Source organism: Sphingomonas sp. NPDC079357 (assembly GCF_044901155.1).
Classification (GTDB): domain Bacteria; phylum Pseudomonadota; class Alphaproteobacteria; order Sphingomonadales; family Sphingomonadaceae; genus Sphingomonas.
The window spans coordinates 45027-61485 of record NZ_JBJDOM010000006.1 but is presented as its reverse complement, the minus strand read 5'-3'; the positions used below and the strand labels follow the sequence as shown (position 1 = coordinate 61485).

Here is a 16459-nt window from a genome sequence, read left to right as displayed (position 1 = left end):
GCAAGGTAAGGGAGACGTTTTGACGTGTTCCATCCCGACCTGATGCGGCACCCGGACTCCTGTCCGACCTTGGTGCTCAATGCCGATTATACGCCGCTGTCCTATTATCCGCTGAGCATCTGGCCGTGGCAGACCGCGGTGAAGGCGGTGTTCCTCGAACGCGTCGACATCGTCGCGCATTACGAGCGCGAGGTGCACAGCCCCAATCTGACGATGCGACTGCCGTCGGTGATCGCGTTGCGACAATTCGTGAAGCCATCGCAATTTCCGGCCTTCACGCGCTTCAACCTGTTCCTGCGCGATACCTTCGCCTGCCAATATTGCGGCAGCCATGTCCGCGACCTGACGTTCGATCACGTCGTGCCGCGCGCGCAGGGCGGGCGGACGACATGGGAGAATGTCGTCACCGCCTGTGCCCCGTGCAATCTGAAGAAGGGCGGGCGGACGCCCAAGCAGGCGGCGATGCCGCTGGCGATCGAGCCGATCCGGCCGACCAGCTGGCAGTTGCAGGAACATGGGCGTCGCTTTCCGCCAAATTATCTGCATGAGACGTGGCACGATTGGCTATACTGGGATGTAGAGCTGGACGCTTGATGGAGACGTGACGGACATGCGGGTGATGGTGGTGGTTGCAGGCGCACTGGCGCTTGCCGCATGTTCGAAGCCGGCTGAGCCTTCGCCCGAGGAGCAGGCGGCGCTGGCCAATTACGTACCGCCGTTCGTGATGTCGCGGCTCGACTTCGGCGGGGTGGTGGAGCGCCGCTTTCGCCGGCTCGACGTCAACAACGACGACAAGCTGACGCGGAACGAGGTTTCCAAGCGGCTGCTGCCGCGCTTCGACCAGATCGACCGCAACAAGGACGGCGCGATCTCGAACGAGGAATGGAGCGCGTGGATGATGGCGCGGTTCGATGCGCAGGACATCAACCGCGACGGCACCGTGACCAGCGACGAGCGCGAGCGCGCGCGCGAGCTGAAGCAGGTCGATCTGCCGACGCCGGCCGAAGAGCCCGCCAATACGACCGCGCCGCGCAACTAAAGATCGTCTACGATCGTGTCCGGGCAGCAAACAATCGTTGACCCCGCCCTTGCGGCAGCGCAGCAAGGCCGCATGAGCACGCTGCCCCCGATCACGAACAATCCCGATGTCCGCTATCTCGGCCGTGTGCTGGGCGATGTGATCCGCGCCTATGGCGGGGAGACATTGTACGAGCGGACCGAGGCGATCCGCTCCGCCTCGGTCGAGCGGCATCGCGGCAACCATCAGGCGTCGGCGGATGCCGAGCTGGGCGCGCTCGACATCGACGAGACGCTCGATTTCGTGCGCGGGTTCATGCTGTTCTCGATGCTCGCCAATCTTGCCGAGGATCGGCAGGGGATTGCGGCGGAAGAGGGCGCGGATGTCGCGGCGGCGTTGGCGCGGCTGAAGGAGGCGGGGGTCGGCGTCGATCGCGTCCGCGCGTTGCTCGAACAGGCGCTGGTCGCGCCGGTGCTGACCGCGCACCCGACCGAGGTGCGGCGCAAGAGCATGATCGACCACCGCAATCGCATCGCGCAACTGATGGCGCTGCGCGATCGCGGGGTGGAGACGACCGCGGACGGCGATCTGGTCGACGAGGCGATCGTGCGGCAGGTGGCGTTGCTGTGGCAGACGCGCGTGCTGCGGCGCGAGCGGCTGTATGTGGTCGACGAGGTCGAAACCGCGCTGAGCTATCTGCGCGACGTGTTCCTGCCGGTGCTGCCGGCGCTCTACCAGCGCTGGGACCGCGCGCTGGGCGGGCGGGTGCCGTCCTTCCTGCGTCCGGGAAGCTGGATCGGCGGCGATCGCGACGGCAACCCGTTCGTTACCGCCGACTCGCTGCGCACCGCATTGGCCAAGGCGGCGCAGGCGGTGCTGGGCTTCTACCTCGAACAATTGCACGCGATGGGGGCGGAGCTGTCGATCTCGGCGCATCATGCGACGGTCGATGCGGGCGTGCAGGCGCTGGCCGATGCGAGCGGCGATACCTCCGAGACGCGCAGCGACGAGCCGTACCGGCGTGCGCTGTCGGGGATCTATGCGCGCACCGCCGCGACCTACACGAAGCTGACCGGTCAGCCGGCGCCGCGGCCGGGGCCGTTGAAGGGCGACCCTTATCCCGACCCCAAGGCGCTGCGCGCCGATCTGATCGCGATTGCCCGGCCCTTGTCGGACGGCGGCGACGGGCTGCTGGGCAGCGGCGGGGCGATCGGGCGGCTGATCCGTGCGGTCGACGTGTTCGGCTTCCACCTCGCGACGCTCGACCTGCGCCAGAACAGCGCGGTGCACGAGCGCGTCGTCGCGGAGATGCTCAAGGTCGCGGGGGTGTGCGCCGATTATGCCGCGCTCGACGAGGATGCGCGCGTCATGCTGCTGCGGCAGGAACTGGCGACGCCGCGCCCGCTGACGACGCGCTTCGCCGAGTATTCGGAGGAGACCGCGGGCGAGCTGGCGATCGTGCAGGCCGCGGCCGATGCGCATGCGACCTACGGCGCGGCGGCAATCCGGCAATATATCGTGTCGATGACCAAGTCGGTGTCGGATCTGCTCGAAGTGCAGCTGCTGCTCAAGGAGGTCGGTCTGTATCGGCCGGGGCCGCCGGCCAGCGCGGCGATCATGGCGGTGCCGCTGTTCGAGACGATCGAGGATCTGGAAGCCGCGCCGGCGATCATGAGCGAATGGTTCGCGATCCCCGAGGTGCGCGCGATCGCGACCGCGCGCGGGCATCAGGAAGTGATGATCGGCTATTCGGACAGCAACAAGGACGGCGGCTATCTGACCTCGACCTGGCAATTGTCGAAGGCGTCGACCGCGTTGAAACCGGTGTTCGACGAGGTCGGCGTCGGGATGCAGCTGTTCCACGGGCGCGGCGGCGCGGTCGGGCGCGGTGGCGGCAGCAGCTTCGCGGCGATCCGCGCGCAGCCGCCGGGGACGGTGCAGGGCCGCATCCGCATCACCGAACAGGGCGAGGTGATCGCGGGCAAATATGGCACCCGCGAGAGTGCGGCGACCAATCTGGAGGCAATGGCCTCGGCGACGCTGATCGCGAGCCTCGAGCCCGAGGCGCTGTCGAACGGCGACAACGAGACATTCGCGGCGGCGATGGACCGGATGTCGGGCGACGCGTTCCGCGCCTATCGCGGGCTGGTGTACGAGACCGAGGGCTTCCGCACCTTCTTCCGCCAGATGACGCCGATCGCCGAGATCGCCGGGCTCAAGATCGGCAGCCGTCCGGCCAGCCGCAAACAGTCCGACGCGATCGAGGATCTGCGCGCGATTCCGTGGGTGTTCAGCTGGGCGCAGGCGCGGGTGATGCTGCCGGGCTGGTACGGCGTCGGGCAGGCGATCGCGGCGTTCGAGGATCGCGCGTTGCTGCGCGACATGGCGCAGGGCTGGCCGCTGTTCGCCGCGACGCTGGCGAACATGGAGATGGTGCTCGCCAAGTCCGACATGGGGCTGGCGGAGCGCTATGCCGGGCTGGTCGAGGATCAGGCGTTGCGCGACCATGTGTTCGGGCGGATCCGCGACGGCTGGAAGCAGACGCATGACGGGTTGCTCGACGTGACCGGGCAGGCGCATCTGCTGGAGAAGCATCCGGCGCTGGATGCGTCGATCCGGCTGCGGCTGCCGTACATCGAGCCGCTCAACCTGTTGCAGATCGAGCTGATGAAGCGTCATCGTGCCGGTGAGGAAGACGAGCGCGTGCGGCAGGGCATCCTGCTGTCGATCAACGCGATCGCGACCGCGTTGCGCAATTCGGGGTAAGGCATGGACTGGCACGCGTGGTGGGTGTTCGCGGGCGCGTCGGTGGTGATGGCGATCATCCCCGGGCCGGGGGTCGCCAGCATCATCGGCTTCGCGTTCAGCTCGGGTAGGCGCACCGCGCTCGCCTCGGTAGCGGGGATGGCGGTCGGCAACATGATCGCGATGACGGTGTCGCTGGCGGGCGCGGGCGCGGTACTGGCGTCGTCGGCGCTGGCGTTCACGATCCTCAAATGGATCGGTGCGGCGTATCTGATCGTGATCGGGACGCTGGCGATCGTGCGCAGCGGCGCGGCGGCGGGCGCTGACGATGTGCCGCGGCGCGTGGTAAGCCCGCGCGCGGCGTTCGCGACCAATGTCGCGGTCGGTACCTTCCATCCAAAGACGATCCTGTTCTTCGTCGCCTTCGCATCGCAGTTCATCCGCGCCGATGCGCCGTTCGTGCCGCAGGCAGCGGTGTTGATCGCGACCTTCACGCTGATCGCGGGGGTGAGCGACAGCCTGTACGCGCTCGCCGGGTCGCGGGCGTCCGGGTGGTTGCGACATCCGCGCGCCCGTGTGTGGACGCAGCGCGCGGGTGGCGGCACGGTGCTGGGCGCGGGCCTTGCGATGGCGGCGATGCGCGCGCCGCGCTGACCGGTTGCGAACGACGGCGAACTGTCGCACCGGTGGCCACCAATAATAAGATTATAAGTGCGCTGATGTTGTTCGATCGCCGTGCGATCCTGGGGGCGCTTGGGGCGGCCCCCTTCGCCACATCTGCGGTGGCGACGAAGCATGACGATCCGTTGCTCTTCGCCTATTTCGGTACCGGCAGCGACGAGGCGACGGGCTTACGCTTTGCGATCAGCGACGATGGACTGGCGTTCCGGAATCTCGCTGGCGGCGCGAGCTTTCTGCGCCCCGTGGTCGGCGAGGCGAAGCTGATGCGCGATCCATTCCTGTTCCGGGACGCCGGGCGCGACGCGCTGTGGCATCTGGTGTGGACGACCGGGTGGGAGGGGGTGACGATCGGGCACGCCACCAGCCGCGACCTGCGCCACTGGTCGCCGCAGCGCGCGCTGCCGGTGATGGCGTCGGTGCCGGGCGCGCGCAATTGCTGGGCACCCGAGGCGATCTGGGACGCCAGCGCGCGGCACTATGTCGTCTTTTGGTCGAGCACGGTGAAGGGACGCTTCGCGGAGACCGAGGGGACGTCGGAGACCGGGTACAACCACCGGCTGTGGTATGTGACGACGCGTGACTTCGCGACGTTCAGCGAACCGCAGGTGCTGTACGATCCCGGCTTCAGCGTGATCGACGGGACGTTCGCGCACGGGCCGGACGGCGCGCTGCACCTGATCGTCAAGGACGAGACGCTGCACCCGCCGCGCAAGCATCTGCGCAGCGTCGCGGCGGCGTCGCCGACCGGACCGTTCGGAACGCTCTCCGCGCCGTTCACCAAGTCCTGGGTCGAGGGGCCGATGACGGCGACGGTGCGCGGCGAGACGCTATGTTACTGGGACATCTATCTGGAAGGGCGCTGGGGTGCGGCGGCGACGCGCGATTTCGTGACCTGGCACGACGTGACGCCCGCGCTGTCGATGCCGAAGGGCGCCCGGCACGGTTCGCTGGCGCGCGTGCCGCGCCGGTTGATCGACGGGCTGGCGAAAGGACCGGGCTGAGCCCCGATTAGGTTAAGCTGCCGATCCGTGTTACACTCCCGCATCGTCGGTAGATTGCCCACAAGCACCGACGGCTGAGAGACGCCGCGCTCCCGCTTGTCATCCGGGAGCCAGCGCATGGACCTCAATTATCTTTTCCATCGGCATCAGGTGTCGATGATGATGGCCGCCGCCGCCCGCGGCAGCGAGGCGCGCATGGCGCATGTGCAACTCGCCGGTCGCTATGCGCGGCAGATCGCCAGCGCGCAGACCGCATTGGGCACCGACCGGACCTTCGTCGCCGCATGAGCGACGAACAGCCGCGCGCCACGCGCACCTTCCGCGCCGCGCGCGTCCGCTACGATCCCGAGAGTGCCGAGCGGCAGAGCCGCGTGACGCGGCTGGCGATCGAGCGGCTGGGCGCATCGGCGGCGCTGCCGTTCCTCAACGCCGATCACGAGGGGCTGGGCGCGACCCCGCTGCATCTGGCGGGCGAGAGCGTCGAGGCGTGCGCGCGGGTAGAGGCGATGATCCGTGCGCTCGATCACGGCGCGAAGGTTGCGTGATGCCGCGCCGGCGCGGCCGGCTGCGCGACCGGACACGGCGTTGAGCGCGGCGGCGCGCGATCAGGCAGCGGTGACACTGGCGCGCGCGACTGCGTTCCTGCGCACGCAAATCGACCGGCCGTGGCTCGATCAATGCTGGGATGACGGCGACCGGCTGGTCCGCTCGCGCGTGATCGGCAACTGGATCGGCGAGCTGGACCGGCTGCTGCATGTGCTGCTCGATGCGGCGGCGGACCATGCCGGGCAGCCGGTCCGCGCACACCAGCGCAACACCGGGAGCAAGCTGGTGACGTTCTGCGCGGAAGCGTCATGGGGTGTCGAGCGGCTGGCCGGGATGGCGCGCGCGCGCGCGACCTTTCGCTACACGCAGGGCGCCGCGCGGCGCGCCGACGTGCGTGGCGGCAGCCATATGACGGTCGGCTGGTCGGGGCCGGGCGGGACACTACGCCGCTTTACGCTGGGCGAACGGATACACCTGGGCAGTCGCGCGTTACTGGAGGTCTGCGACCTGTACGATGAATTGGCGGCGCAGGTCGTGCGCGTGCCGTCCGTGAAAACCGAAGGGGCCGGTCATCAAGGAATATGAACGCTTCGAAGCGATCGCCGCGCAACACCGCCGCGATGGTCAGGAAACCACGCTGGATAACGTTCGCGAACGCTGCCGGCGGTCAGAGGATGCGTGGATGAAAATGGCCGCGCAATCGCGGCGTACCGAGCAGCGCCGCGTCGAGCGCGACGCGAAGGTGGAGTTGGCTGCGGCGGTCTGAGTCAACTTCGCGACTTCCCCTCTGGAGAGGGATGAGGTTGGGGCTGGGCCCCGCTTCTTAGGGTCGGGGCAGTTGGACTTCCCCCACCCCCGGTCCCTCCCCTGAAGGGTAGAAGGAGTTGGTTATCCCTCCAGACTCTTCGAGGCCTGTTCGAACAGATCCTTGCTGATCCCCGGGATCGCGACGACTCGTTCCAGTTCTGCGCGCATCGCCGCCGAGCGGACGGGATCGAAGCGACGCCAGCGGCCGAGCGGCGGCAGCAGCCGTGCCGAAGTCTGCGGGTTGAGTTTGTCGAGCGCCAGCAACTGGTCGGTCAGCCAGCGATAGCCGGCGCCGCCCGCGGCGTGGAAAGCACGTTGATTGACCGAGAAAGCACCCACCAGCGCGCGCGCGCGATTGGGATTCGCGAGTGTGAAATCGGGATGCCGGGCGAGTTCGGCGACCAGTTCGGGTGTATCGTCGCGCGACGACAGCGCCTGCGTCTGGAACCATTTGTCGAGCACCAGCGGATTGTCGGCGTAGCGGGTGTAGAATTGATCGAGCGCGCGCTCGCGCTCGGATGACTGACCGTTGACCAGCACCGACAGCGCCCCCTGCCGGTCGGTCATGTTGTCGGCCGCCTCGAATTGCGCCCATGCCAGTGCCGGAGCATCGCTGACTCCGGAAGCGGCGAGATAGCTGAGCGCGACGCTCCGTAGACGACGGATGCCCTTGTCTTCGGGCGTATAGGCATAGGAGCGACGCAGCGCGGGATCGACCGCGGCGCGCCAGCGCGCGCCCAGCTCGCGGCCGAGCGTGGCGCGTAAATCCTCGCGCGCGCGAAAAATCGCTTCGGGATCGACGACGCTCAACTGGTCGCCGATGAAGTTTTCCGAGGGCAGCAAGACCGCCTCGGCGACGAACGCGTGGTCGAGCGTGGGGTCGTCGAGCGTGTCGGCGACCGCCTCGACCACCGCGCGCGGATCGGCCTTACCCTCGACCGTGGCGGCGATCAGCGTGTCGAGCATCAACTGCTGCATCGCCTCGTAGCGTGCGAAGGCGTCGTCGTCGTGACGGGCGAGGAAGGCGAGATCCTCGGCGCTGCGGTCGCTCTCGACGATCACCGGCGCGGAGAAGCCACGGTTGAGCGAGACGACCGGGCGTTCGGTGACGGTCTCGAAGGTCACGCTTGCGCTGGCGTCGGAGAGGATCACCAGTTGCTCGTCGCCGAGCGGCTGGCCCGTGTCGCCGCCGAACAGCCGGATGCGCAGCGGCAGGACCTGCGGGTGCTTGACGGGCTGGCCGGGGGTTTCGGGGATCTTCTGCGCAAGGTTGAGCGTCGCACGGCCGCTGCCGGGTTCGTTGACCAGCGAGGCGGAGACGCGCGGGGTGCCGGCCTGGCTGTACCAAAGCCGGAATTGCGTGAGGTCGATGTCGCCGCCCTCTTCCATGCAGGCGACGAAATCCTCGCAGGTCGCGGCGGTGCCGTCGAAGCGGTCGAAATACAGGTCGCAGGCGGCGCGGAAGCGTTGCGGCCCGAGCATCGTCGCCATCATGCGGATCAGCTCCGCGCCCTTGTTGTAGATGGTGGCGGTGTAGAAGTTGCTGATCTCAATATAGCTTTCCGGGCGAACCGGGTGAGCGAGCGGGCCGGCATCCTCCGGGAACTGCGCAGCGCGCAGGCCGCGGACGTCCTCGATCCGCTTGACCGCAGCCGAGCCCTGATCGGCGGAGAAGCCCTGGTCGCGATAGACGGTGAAGCCTTCCTTGAGGCTTAGCTGGAACCAGTCGCGGCAGGTGATGCGGTTGCCCGACCAGTTGTGGAAATATTCGTGCGCGACCACGGCGGCGATTGCGTCGTAATCGTAATCGGTGGCGGTGTCGGGATCGGCGAGGATGTAGCGGCTGTTGAAGATGTTCAGCCCCTTGTTCTCCATCGCGCCGAAGTTGAAATCGTCGACCGCGACGATGTTGAACACGTCGAGATCGTATTCGCGGCCATAGACGCGCTCGTCCCATGCCATCGACAGTTTGAGCGCGTTCAGCGCATGGTCGGTCTTGGGCAGGTCGGCGGTGCGCACCCAGATGCCGAGCTGCACCTCGCGCCCCGAGCGGGTGGTGAAGCTGTCGCGATTGACCGCGAGATCGCCCGCGACCAGCGCGAAGAGGTATGACGGCTTGGGCCAGGGATCGTGCCATTCCGCCCAGTGCGTGCCGTCGGCATTGTCGCCCTGCGCGACGGGATCGCCGTTGGCGAGCAGCACCGGGAAGCGCGCCTTGTCGGCGGTCATCTTCACGCGGTAGGTCGCGAGCACGTCGGGCCGGTCGGGGAACCAGGTGATGCGGCGGAAGCCCTCCGCCTCGCATTGCGTGCACAGATTGCCGCCCGAGGCGTAAAGCCCCATCAGCTGCGTGTTGCGGTCGGGCGCGATCTCGACCTCGGTTTCGACGACATGCGCGTCGCCGGTCAACGGGACGACGAGCTGCTCGCCCTCGATCCGCCAGTCGTTGATCGCCTGTCCGTCGACGGTCACCGACAGCGGCACCTGCCCCGCGCCATCGAGGCGGAGCGGGGTGTCGTGCGCGCCGTTGCGGGTGACGTGGAGCCGGGCGCGAACGCGGGTGGCGACCGGGTCAAGCGCGAAGTCGAGCGCGACCTGCGGCACCAGCCACGCGGGCGGGGTATAATCGCTGCGGCGCGTGGCGGCGGGCGTGACGGGGGTGGTGCGGGCATCGGCCATGGCACGGACTATGACGAAAAGCCGGCGCGGGTTCCATCCGAAAGCCGCGCGATCGTCTCGACGGCAACCATCTGCGCTTCTAAGGTCAGCAATCCTTCCTCTTCCACCGGGCGTGTCCATGTTTCGTTCGTTCGCTTTCCTCCCGTTGCTCGCGCTTTCCGCCACTGCCCTCGCCCAGACCACGCCGGCCGCGCGCAATGCCGCGCTCAACGCGCCGCTGCCCGCCGATCAGGCGGCGATGAAGGCGCATGTGATGTTTCTCGCCTCGGACGCGATGAAGGGGCGCGACGTCGGCTCGCCCGAGTTCGACATCGCCGCGCAATATGTCGCGGCGCAATTCTATGCCGCCGGGCTCAAGCCGATGGGCGACGACGGCGGCTATCTGCAGAAGGTGCCGCTGACCGGCTACAAGATCGCGGGCGAGGGGAAAGCGTCATGGACCGCGACGGGCGGCACCGCGATGCCGCTGGCGTTCGGCAAGGACTTCACCCCGGCGGCCAATCCGGCGTCGAAGGCGACCAATGTCGCCGCGCCGGTGGTGTTCGTCGGCTATGGACTGGAAGCGCCGCAATACGGGCTGGACGATTATGCGGGCGTCGATGTGCGCGGGAAGATCGTCGCCTATGTCGGCGGCGCGCCTGCGGGGTTGCCGAGCGAGGTGGCGGCGACGTTCGGCAGCGCGGCGGCGCGGCAGAGCGCGGCGGCGAAACATGGCGCGGTGGGCATCGTGGCTATCGCCGATCTGCGCAAGGCCGGGCGCGGCGCACCGTCGTTCGCGGCGGTGACGAAGGGCTATGCCGCCGAGCGGATCACCTGGGCGCGCCCCGACGGCACCGGGAACGCCAGCGGCGCGCCGTTGCTGGGGACGCTGTCGCCGGCGGGGGCGGCGAAGCTGTTCGGTCGTGCCTGGCCGGCGCTCGCCAAAGGGGCGGCGCGCAAGACGTTGAAGGTGCGGCCGGCGACGGCCACGGGGACGCTGTCGATCGCGAGCGAAACCACCTACCGTCCGATCCCGAGCAGCAATGTCATCGGCATGATCCCCGGCAGCGACCCGGCGCTGGGCAAGGAGACCGTGGTGCTTTCCGCGCATCTCGACCACGTCGGGGTCGGCACGGCGGTCAACGGCGACACGATCTACAACGGCGCACTCGACGACGGCGTCGGGATCGCGAGCCTGATCGAAGCCGCCAGGCGCTTCAAGACCGCGGCTGCGCCGAAGCGCAGCATCCTGTTCCTCGCGGTGACCGCCGAGGAGAAGGGGCTGGTCGGCAGCGACTATTTCGCGAACCATCCGACCGTGCCGATCGGCGACATCGTCGCCGACGTGAACCTCGACATGCCGATCCTGACCTACAAGTTCGAGGATATGGTGGCGTTCGGGGGCGATCGCTCGACGCTGGGGCCGATCATCGCGCGCGCGGTGGCGGGGATCGGCGTCGGACTGTCGCCCGATCCAATGCCCGAACAGGCGATCTTCGTCCGCTCCGACCATTATCGCTTCGTGCAGAAGGGCGTGCCCTCGGTGTTCCTGTGGCCGGGGGAGAAGGGGCCGGGCAAGGCGGCGATCGAGACGTTCATGAGCAATTGCTACCACAAGCCGTGCGACGATCTGACGCAGCCGATCCTGTGGGATCAGGGCGTGCGTTTCGTCGACGCCAATTACCGGATCGCGCGCGAGATCGCCGATGCGCCGCAGCGGCCGGTGTGGAACAAGGGCGATTATTTCGGGCTGTTGTTCGATGGTCCGATGGCGCCGTGAAGCGACGGCGAGGTGAGCGTGCTTGTCAAGCGCGGCGTGGCGACCGATGAAGGGTGCTGGTCTGGGGAGCGACAGTGACCGACGCGCGTGACATCATCCGCCGCACGACGATCGAGCTGGGGCCGCTCCGGATCACGCGCGAATATCGCTGCGCGCCGCCGGGGCCGCACTACCCGTTCTACGAGCCGGCGCGGGCGCGATCGGGCGGCGGCTGGCGCGCGGCGGGGGTGCTGGGCGTGGTGCTGGCGGTGAGCGCGGGCGGGCTGTCGATGGCGGCGACCCATGCGCCGCCGAGGCGCGCACCGACCTATGCGGTGAGCGTGCCGGTGCCGCAGCGGGTGATCGTCCCGCCGCCGCCGATTGTGGTCGTGCGAGCCGTGCGCCCGGCTGCCCCGTTCGCGGCGACGACACCGTCGCCGAAGCCGATCGTGGCCGACGACCTGCCACAGGATAGCGGCAGCCGGGCGACGGCGATCGCGGCGGCACTGCGCAGTGGCGAGGTGCAGGAATGGTATGAGTCGGCCGGGCAGGTGCACGGCTTCGTCGTCGCGGGCGAGGTGGAGGCGGATGGCGGGCAAACGTGCCGTGCGCTGTCGGTGCTGACCCGCGCGCCGGGCGGGGCGGACCGGGTCGATCAGCGGCGTGAGTGTCTGCCGGCTGGGTAGGCGTTCCGGTCAGCCCATCGTTCCGTCATTCCCGCGGAGGCGGAGATCCAGACGCGCAGGTCGGGCGATGGAACGGAACGTCGGCGGTTCTGGAACCCCGCCTTCGCGGGGACGACGGTGGCGAGAGAAGAAGCAGGGCGACGAACGTCGGTTCGCCGCCCCGCTTCTTCGATCAGCGGCCGATGCTGGTGTAGCGGAAGCCGGCGGCCTTCACCTCGGCGGGCGTGTAGATGTTGCGGAGGTCGATCAGGATCGGCTCCTTGAGCAGCGACTTCACGCGCGGCAGGTCGAGCGCGCGGAATTCGTCCCATTCCGTGACGATCGCCAGCGCGTCGGCACCTTCGATCGCCTGATACGGACCGTCGCAGTAATCGATGTTGTCGAGCACCAGCTTCGCCTGCTCGGTGCCCTCGGGATCGAACGCCTTCACCTTGGCGCCGGCGTCCTGCAACGCCTGGATCACCGCGATCGCGGGCGAATCACGCATGTCGTCGGTGTTCGGCTTGAAGGTCAACCCGAGGACCGCGATGGTCTTGCCACGGACGTCGTCGCCCATCGCATGGATGATCTTGCGGCCCATCGCACGCTTGCGGTTGTCGTTGACGGCCACGACCGCCTCGACGATCCGCTGCGGCGCGTCATAGTCCTGGCTGGTCTTGAGCAGCGCAAGCGTGTCCTTGGGGAAGCAGGAGCCGCCGTAGCCCGGCCCGGCGTGCAGGAACTTCGACCCAATGCGATTGTCGAGCCCGATTCCGCGGCTGACGTCCTTCACGTCGGCGCCGACCTTTTCGCACAGGTCCGCGATCTCGTTGATGAAGGTGATCTTGGTCGCAAGGAACGCATTGCCGGCGTATTTGATCAGCTCGGCGGTGCGGCGCGCGGTGACGAGGATCGGCGCGGCGTTGAGATACAGCGGGCGATAGACCTGACGCATCACCTCGGTCGCGCGGTCGTCGCCCGAGCCGATCACGATGCGATCGGGACGCTTGAAATCGTCGATCGCCGCGCCTTCGCGGAGGAATTCCGGGTTCGAGACGACGCCGAATTCGGCATTCGGTGCGGCCTCGCGGATGATCCGCTCGACCTCGTCACCGGTGCCGACGGGCACGGTCGATTTGGTGACGATCACGGTATAGCCGGTCAGTGCCTCGCCGATCTCCTTGGCGGCGGCGTAGACGTAGGACAGGTCGGCATGACCATCGCCACGGCGGGTCGGCGTGCCGACGCCGATGAACACCGCGTCCGCACCCGCAACCGCTTCCTTGAGGTCGGTGGTGAACTTCAGTCGGCCCGCCGCGACATTGCGTGCGACGAGGTCCTCGAGGCCGGGTTCGTAGATCGGCATCTTGCCGGCCAGCAGCCGGTCGATCTTGCCCTTGTCCTTGTCGACGCAGATCACGTCATGGCCGAAGTCGGCAAAGCATGTGCCTGAAACCAGGCCGACATAGCCCGAACCGATCATGGTAATGCGCAAGACGGTCGCTCCCTTGAATGAACCGCCTCCGGGCGGCATCCCTGCCTTGCCCGCTAGCGACTCGACCGGCCGTCTGGCAAGCGTTCAGGTGGTTGCAATCGGTGCACGTCCGCTTGCCGGCATCGAAATTGCGTCCGACCGCGCCGTTGCCCGGACGACGGTCTTTCGCCAGCGGCGTCGACGCCAGGCATTCACCGCGGTGATGGCGGCGGGCCACATCAGCGTCAGCACGACATCGGAGATCGTGTCCGCCCATGTCCATTGCGGGCTGGCAGCAAGCCAGTCCATTACCTCGTTACCCAGCTCGGCGGCGAATACGGCCTGAAGCGCGACGACACCGCCGCGCCGCTGCCGTACCACCATCAGCGTCAGCAGATAGATCGCCAGCCCGACATGGACGTGCAGCAGCTCGGCCGACCCGCTGCTGGCGACGATCCGGTCGATCAGCGATTTGTAGAGGTGCACGATGTCCATTGTGCCGGATTAACACAGATGGGTTGAGAAAAGATGATCCGCGCCGCGCCGCGAACTGGCTGGAACCGCGACGCTTCACGAAGATTGTCGCGGTAATGATCGAATCCTCCGCGCCGGTCGGCATCCTGACCTTTCACCGTTGCATCAACTATGGCTCTTACTGGCAGGCGCGCTGTCTGGTCGAGGGGGTGCGCGCGATGGGGCACGATGCGCAGCTGCTCGACCATCACAGCGACGCGGTGGTGCGCGCCGAATGGCGCTGCGCGTTGCAACCGACGCTGCCCGAACGCACGCACGCCGCCGATCTGGCTGCGTACAAGGCGAAGGCGCGGCGGTTCGTGGCGGCGATCGAGCGCCTGCCGCGCTCGGCGGCGTTCGCGCTTGACGAGCCGGAGGCGCTTGCCCCGCTCGACGCAGTGGTGGTCGGAAGCGACGAGGTCTGGAATTTTCGCCACCCATGGTACGCCTCGACGCCTCTGTTTTTCGGCGAGGGGCTGAGCGCGCCGCGACTGATCTCCTATGCCGCCAGCTTCGGCAACCACGACGCCGCCGACGGGATCGGTGACGAATGGGTCGAGCGGCTGCGGCGGTTCACCGCAATTTCGGTGCGCGACGCCAATGCGCAGGCGCTGGTCGGCGGCGCGCTGGGCGACACACCCCCGCTGGTGCTCGACCCGGTGCTGCAGTTCGCCGATCGCGTGCCGCGCGGGATGCCGGACGGGCAGCGCTATGCCATGGTATATGGCCATGGCTTTCCCGACTGGCTGGCGCAGGCGATGCGGCGGTGGGCAACGCGGCACGATGTCCGGCTGCACAGCATCGGCTATCGCAACGACTGGGCCGATACGCAGGAGATCGATGCCGGGCCGGAGGCATTTGCCGAGCGGGTGGCGGGCGCGAGTGCGCTGGTCACCAATTTCTTCCACGGCTGCGTCTTCGCGCTGGTGCACGGCACACCGTTCGTGACCGCGCCTTCGTCGTACCGGTTCAACAAGGTGCGCGATCTGGCGGCAGCGCTCGATGCGCAGCCCCATATCGTCGCACCGGAAACTGCCGATGCCGGGTATGACACGTTGCTGACCGCGCCGCACGACGCGCGGATCGGCGATCGGATTGCCGTGCTGCGCGCGCAATCGACCGCCTTTCTGGGCGCGGCGCTTGGCTGAGGCGTTGCGCCCGGACGATATCGTCGACGCCGGGCTGTGCATCGGCTGTGGCGGCTGTAGTGCGGCGATGCGGATGGACCGCGACGGGTTGTGGAAGCCCGCGCCGGGTACGCCGGGCGGCGCGGATTTTGCGGCCCGGTGTCCGTTCTCGCCGGCCGCGGCCAACGAGGATGCGCTGGCCGCCGAGCGCTTCCCCGACGCGCCGGGGCGCAGCGATCTGCTCGGGCGGTTCGAATCGTCCTGGGTCGGCCATGTTGCGGAGGGCGGGTTTCGCGCCAATGGCAGCTCGGGCGGGATGGTGAGCTGGGTGGCGGCTGAGCTGCTGCGCAGCGGTGCGGTCGACGCGGTGGCGCATGTCGCGCCCGTTGCCGATCCGCACGGGGATGGGCGATTCTTCTCCTACCGGCTGTCGCGCGATGCCGACGAGATCGCGGGCGGCGCGAAGTCGCGTTACTATCCGGTCGAGCTTTCGGCGGTGATCGCGGCGATCCGCGCGACGCCGGGGCGCTATGCGGTGGTGGCGGTGCCGTGCTTCATCAAGGCGCTCCACCTGTTGCGGCGCACCGATCCGGTGATCGCCGAGCGGGTGACGCACCTGCTCGGGCTGTTCTGCGGACATCAGAAAAGCGCACGGCTGGTCGACAGTTTCGCATGGCAGCTCGACGCGCCGATCAAGCGGGTGCGTGGCGTCGATTACCGGATCAAGGACGCCAGTCGTCCCGCCAACTGGTATCGCGCGCATCTGACGCTGGATGACGGCAGCGCGCGCGCCGAGGATTGGTGGCATCTGGCCGATGGCGACTGGGGTGCGGGGTTCTTCCAGAACCCGGCGTGTGACTGGTGCGACGATGTGGTCGCGGAGACCGCCGATGTCGCGTTCGGCGATGCGTGGGTGGAGCCGTATTCGTCGGATGGGCGCGGGACCAATGTGGTGATCGCGCGCTCGCCGGAGATCCATGCGATGATCGCGGGGGCGGTGGCGGACGGACGGCTGGCCCTGACCCAGGTCGATGCGGGGTTCGTCGAGCAGACGCAGGCAGCCGGGTTCCGGCATCGCCGCGAGGGACTGGCGTATCGGCTGACGTGGCGGCGCGGGGGCGATGCGGTGCGGCCGGTGAAGCGCGTCGCGCCCTCGGCGGCGCTGCCGGTGCGGCGCAAACTGGTCTACCGGATGCGGCACATGATCGCGCGCGACAGCCACCGGATCGCGCGGGTGGCGCTGCGCACCGGACGGACGGGGCTCTATACCGGTTGGGCGCGGCGCGTGCTGGCGGTGTATCGCGCGGTGGCGTGGTCGCACGGACGGCTGGGGGCGTGGGTCGACCGGGTACTGCCGGATCGCCGGCGTTAGGACCCGCATCCCCTCGCGCTGAGCGGGTCGGACGGCCGCCTGTGCGACACGTGCGTCGACCGGCTCGGCACGAACGGAGCGGGTGTCACCGGC

The 16459-nt window shown here is 68.2% G+C and carries 15 protein-coding genes; 12 read left to right on the top strand and 3 right to left on the bottom strand.

Annotation, left to right across the window (positions count from 1 at the left end; translation table 11 throughout):
- The first annotated feature begins 24 nt into the window (after positions 1–24).
- The 8 genes from ACI2JO_RS15995 to ACI2JO_RS15960 all read left to right on the top strand — a co-directional run bounded on the left by ACI2JO_RS15995 (position 25) and on the right by ACI2JO_RS15960 (position 6576).
- A complete protein-coding gene (locus tag ACI2JO_RS15995; protein ID WP_404721611.1) occupies positions 25–594 on the top strand; it encodes an HNH endonuclease in 570 nt (189 codons plus the stop codon).
- Positions 595–610: 16 nt separating this feature from the next.
- Positions 611–1039 (top strand): hypothetical protein, encoded by a 429-nt coding sequence (locus tag ACI2JO_RS15990; protein WP_404721727.1) that lies wholly within the window; start codon positions 611–613, stop codon positions 1037–1039.
- Positions 1040–1111: 72 nt separating this feature from the next.
- Positions 1112–3784, top strand: a complete 2673-nt coding sequence (gene ppc, locus ACI2JO_RS15985) for a phosphoenolpyruvate carboxylase (protein WP_404721610.1) — start codon at positions 1112–1114, stop codon at positions 3782–3784.
- A gap of 3 nt (positions 3785–3787) precedes the next feature.
- Positions 3788–4417 carry a LysE family translocator gene (locus tag ACI2JO_RS15980; RefSeq protein WP_404721609.1) on the top strand — a complete coding sequence of 210 codons (630 nt, stop codon included), beginning with the start codon at positions 3788–3790 and terminating at the stop codon, positions 4415–4417.
- A 65-nt stretch (positions 4418–4482) separates the two neighbouring features.
- Positions 4483–5445, top strand: coding sequence for a glycoside hydrolase family 43 protein (locus tag ACI2JO_RS15975; protein ID WP_404721608.1), 963 nt, complete (start codon positions 4483–4485; stop codon positions 5443–5445).
- A gap of 117 nt (positions 5446–5562) precedes the next feature.
- Positions 5563–5733, top strand: coding sequence for a hypothetical protein (locus ACI2JO_RS15970; protein WP_404721607.1), 171 nt, complete (start codon positions 5563–5565; stop codon positions 5731–5733).
- A complete protein-coding gene (locus ACI2JO_RS15965) occupies positions 5730–5990 on the top strand; it encodes a hypothetical protein (protein WP_404721606.1) in 261 nt (86 codons plus the stop codon). Before ACI2JO_RS15970 ends, ACI2JO_RS15965 begins: the two co-directional genes overlap by 4 nt.
- On the top strand, positions 5983–6576 hold the full coding sequence (locus tag ACI2JO_RS15960) for a hypothetical protein (RefSeq protein WP_404721605.1): 594 nt from the start codon (positions 5983–5985) through the stop codon (positions 6574–6576). The genes ACI2JO_RS15965 and ACI2JO_RS15960 overlap by 8 nt, the downstream gene beginning before the upstream one ends.
- Positions 6577–6879: 303 nt before the next feature.
- On the opposite strand, the gene pepN is transcribed toward ACI2JO_RS15960, so the two are convergent.
- Positions 6880–9477: an aminopeptidase N gene (gene pepN / locus ACI2JO_RS15955; RefSeq protein WP_404721604.1), complete on the bottom strand. Its 2598-nt coding sequence runs from the start codon at positions 9475–9477 to the stop codon at positions 6880–6882.
- A 118-nt stretch (positions 9478–9595) separates the two neighbouring features.
- Here pepN and ACI2JO_RS15950 point away from each other — a divergent pair, with 118 nt between their 5' ends.
- Together ACI2JO_RS15950 and ACI2JO_RS15945 are read left to right on the top strand one after the other, a co-directional pair.
- Positions 9596–11236, top strand: coding sequence for a M28 family peptidase (locus tag ACI2JO_RS15950; protein WP_404721603.1), 1641 nt, complete (start codon positions 9596–9598; stop codon positions 11234–11236).
- Between the two features lie 74 nt (positions 11237–11310).
- Entirely contained in the window at positions 11311–11901 is a 591-nt protein-coding gene (locus ACI2JO_RS15945; protein WP_404721602.1) for a hypothetical protein, read from the top strand.
- A 172-nt stretch (positions 11902–12073) separates the two neighbouring features.
- On the opposite strand, the gene ACI2JO_RS15940 is transcribed toward ACI2JO_RS15945, so the two are convergent.
- Together ACI2JO_RS15940 and ACI2JO_RS15935 are read right to left on the bottom strand one after the other, a co-directional pair.
- On the bottom strand, positions 12074–13375 hold the full coding sequence (locus tag ACI2JO_RS15940; protein ID WP_404721601.1) for a UDP-glucose dehydrogenase family protein: 1302 nt from the start codon (positions 13373–13375) through the stop codon (positions 12074–12076).
- An 84-nt stretch (positions 13376–13459) separates the two neighbouring features.
- Positions 13460–13849 (bottom strand): hypothetical protein, encoded by a 390-nt coding sequence (locus tag ACI2JO_RS15935; protein ID WP_404721600.1) that lies wholly within the window; start codon positions 13847–13849, stop codon positions 13460–13462.
- 95 nt (positions 13850–13944) lie between these two features.
- Between ACI2JO_RS15935 and ACI2JO_RS15930 the strand changes: the two genes are divergently transcribed.
- Both ACI2JO_RS15930 and ACI2JO_RS15925 read left to right on the top strand, forming a co-directional pair.
- Positions 13945–15015 carry a polysaccharide pyruvyl transferase family protein gene (locus ACI2JO_RS15930; RefSeq protein WP_404721599.1) on the top strand — a complete coding sequence of 357 codons (1071 nt, stop codon included), beginning with the start codon at positions 13945–13947 and terminating at the stop codon, positions 15013–15015.
- The gene (locus tag ACI2JO_RS15925) at positions 15008–16366 is read left to right on the top strand and encodes a Coenzyme F420 hydrogenase/dehydrogenase, beta subunit C-terminal domain (RefSeq protein ID WP_404721598.1); all 1359 of its coding nucleotides are present in this window, start codon (positions 15008–15010) and stop codon (positions 16364–16366) included. The genes ACI2JO_RS15930 and ACI2JO_RS15925 overlap by 8 nt, the downstream gene beginning before the upstream one ends.
- The last annotated feature ends 93 nt before the right edge of the window (positions 16367–16459 follow it).

Bases quoted from the DNA above. Each gene is read 5' to 3' on its own strand.
- ACI2JO_RS15950 (WP_404721603.1), top strand. From the start codon at position 9,596: ATGTTTCGTTCGTTCGCTTTCCTCCCGTTGCTCGCGCTTTCCGCCACT.
- ACI2JO_RS15970 (WP_404721607.1), top strand. From the start codon at position 5,563: ATGGACCTCAATTATCTTTTCCATCGGCATCAGGTGTCGATGATGATG.
- ACI2JO_RS15990 (WP_404721727.1), top strand. From the start codon at position 611: ATGCGGGTGATGGTGGTGGTTGCAGGCGCACTGGCGCTTGCCGCATGT.
- ACI2JO_RS15935 (WP_404721600.1), bottom strand. From the start codon at position 13,849: ATGGACATCGTGCACCTCTACAAATCGCTGATCGACCGGATCGTCGCC.
- ACI2JO_RS15965 (WP_404721606.1), top strand. From the start codon at position 5,730: ATGAGCGACGAACAGCCGCGCGCCACGCGCACCTTCCGCGCCGCGCGC.
- ACI2JO_RS15980 (WP_404721609.1), top strand. From the start codon at position 3,788: ATGGACTGGCACGCGTGGTGGGTGTTCGCGGGCGCGTCGGTGGTGATG.
- ACI2JO_RS15930 (WP_404721599.1), top strand. From the start codon at position 13,945: ATGATCGAATCCTCCGCGCCGGTCGGCATCCTGACCTTTCACCGTTGC.
- pepN (WP_404721604.1), bottom strand. From the start codon at position 9,477: ATGGCCGATGCCCGCACCACCCCCGTCACGCCCGCCGCCACGCGCCGC.
- ACI2JO_RS15975 (WP_404721608.1), top strand. From the start codon at position 4,483: ATGTTGTTCGATCGCCGTGCGATCCTGGGGGCGCTTGGGGCGGCCCCC.
- ppc (WP_404721610.1), top strand. From the start codon at position 1,112: ATGAGCACGCTGCCCCCGATCACGAACAATCCCGATGTCCGCTATCTC.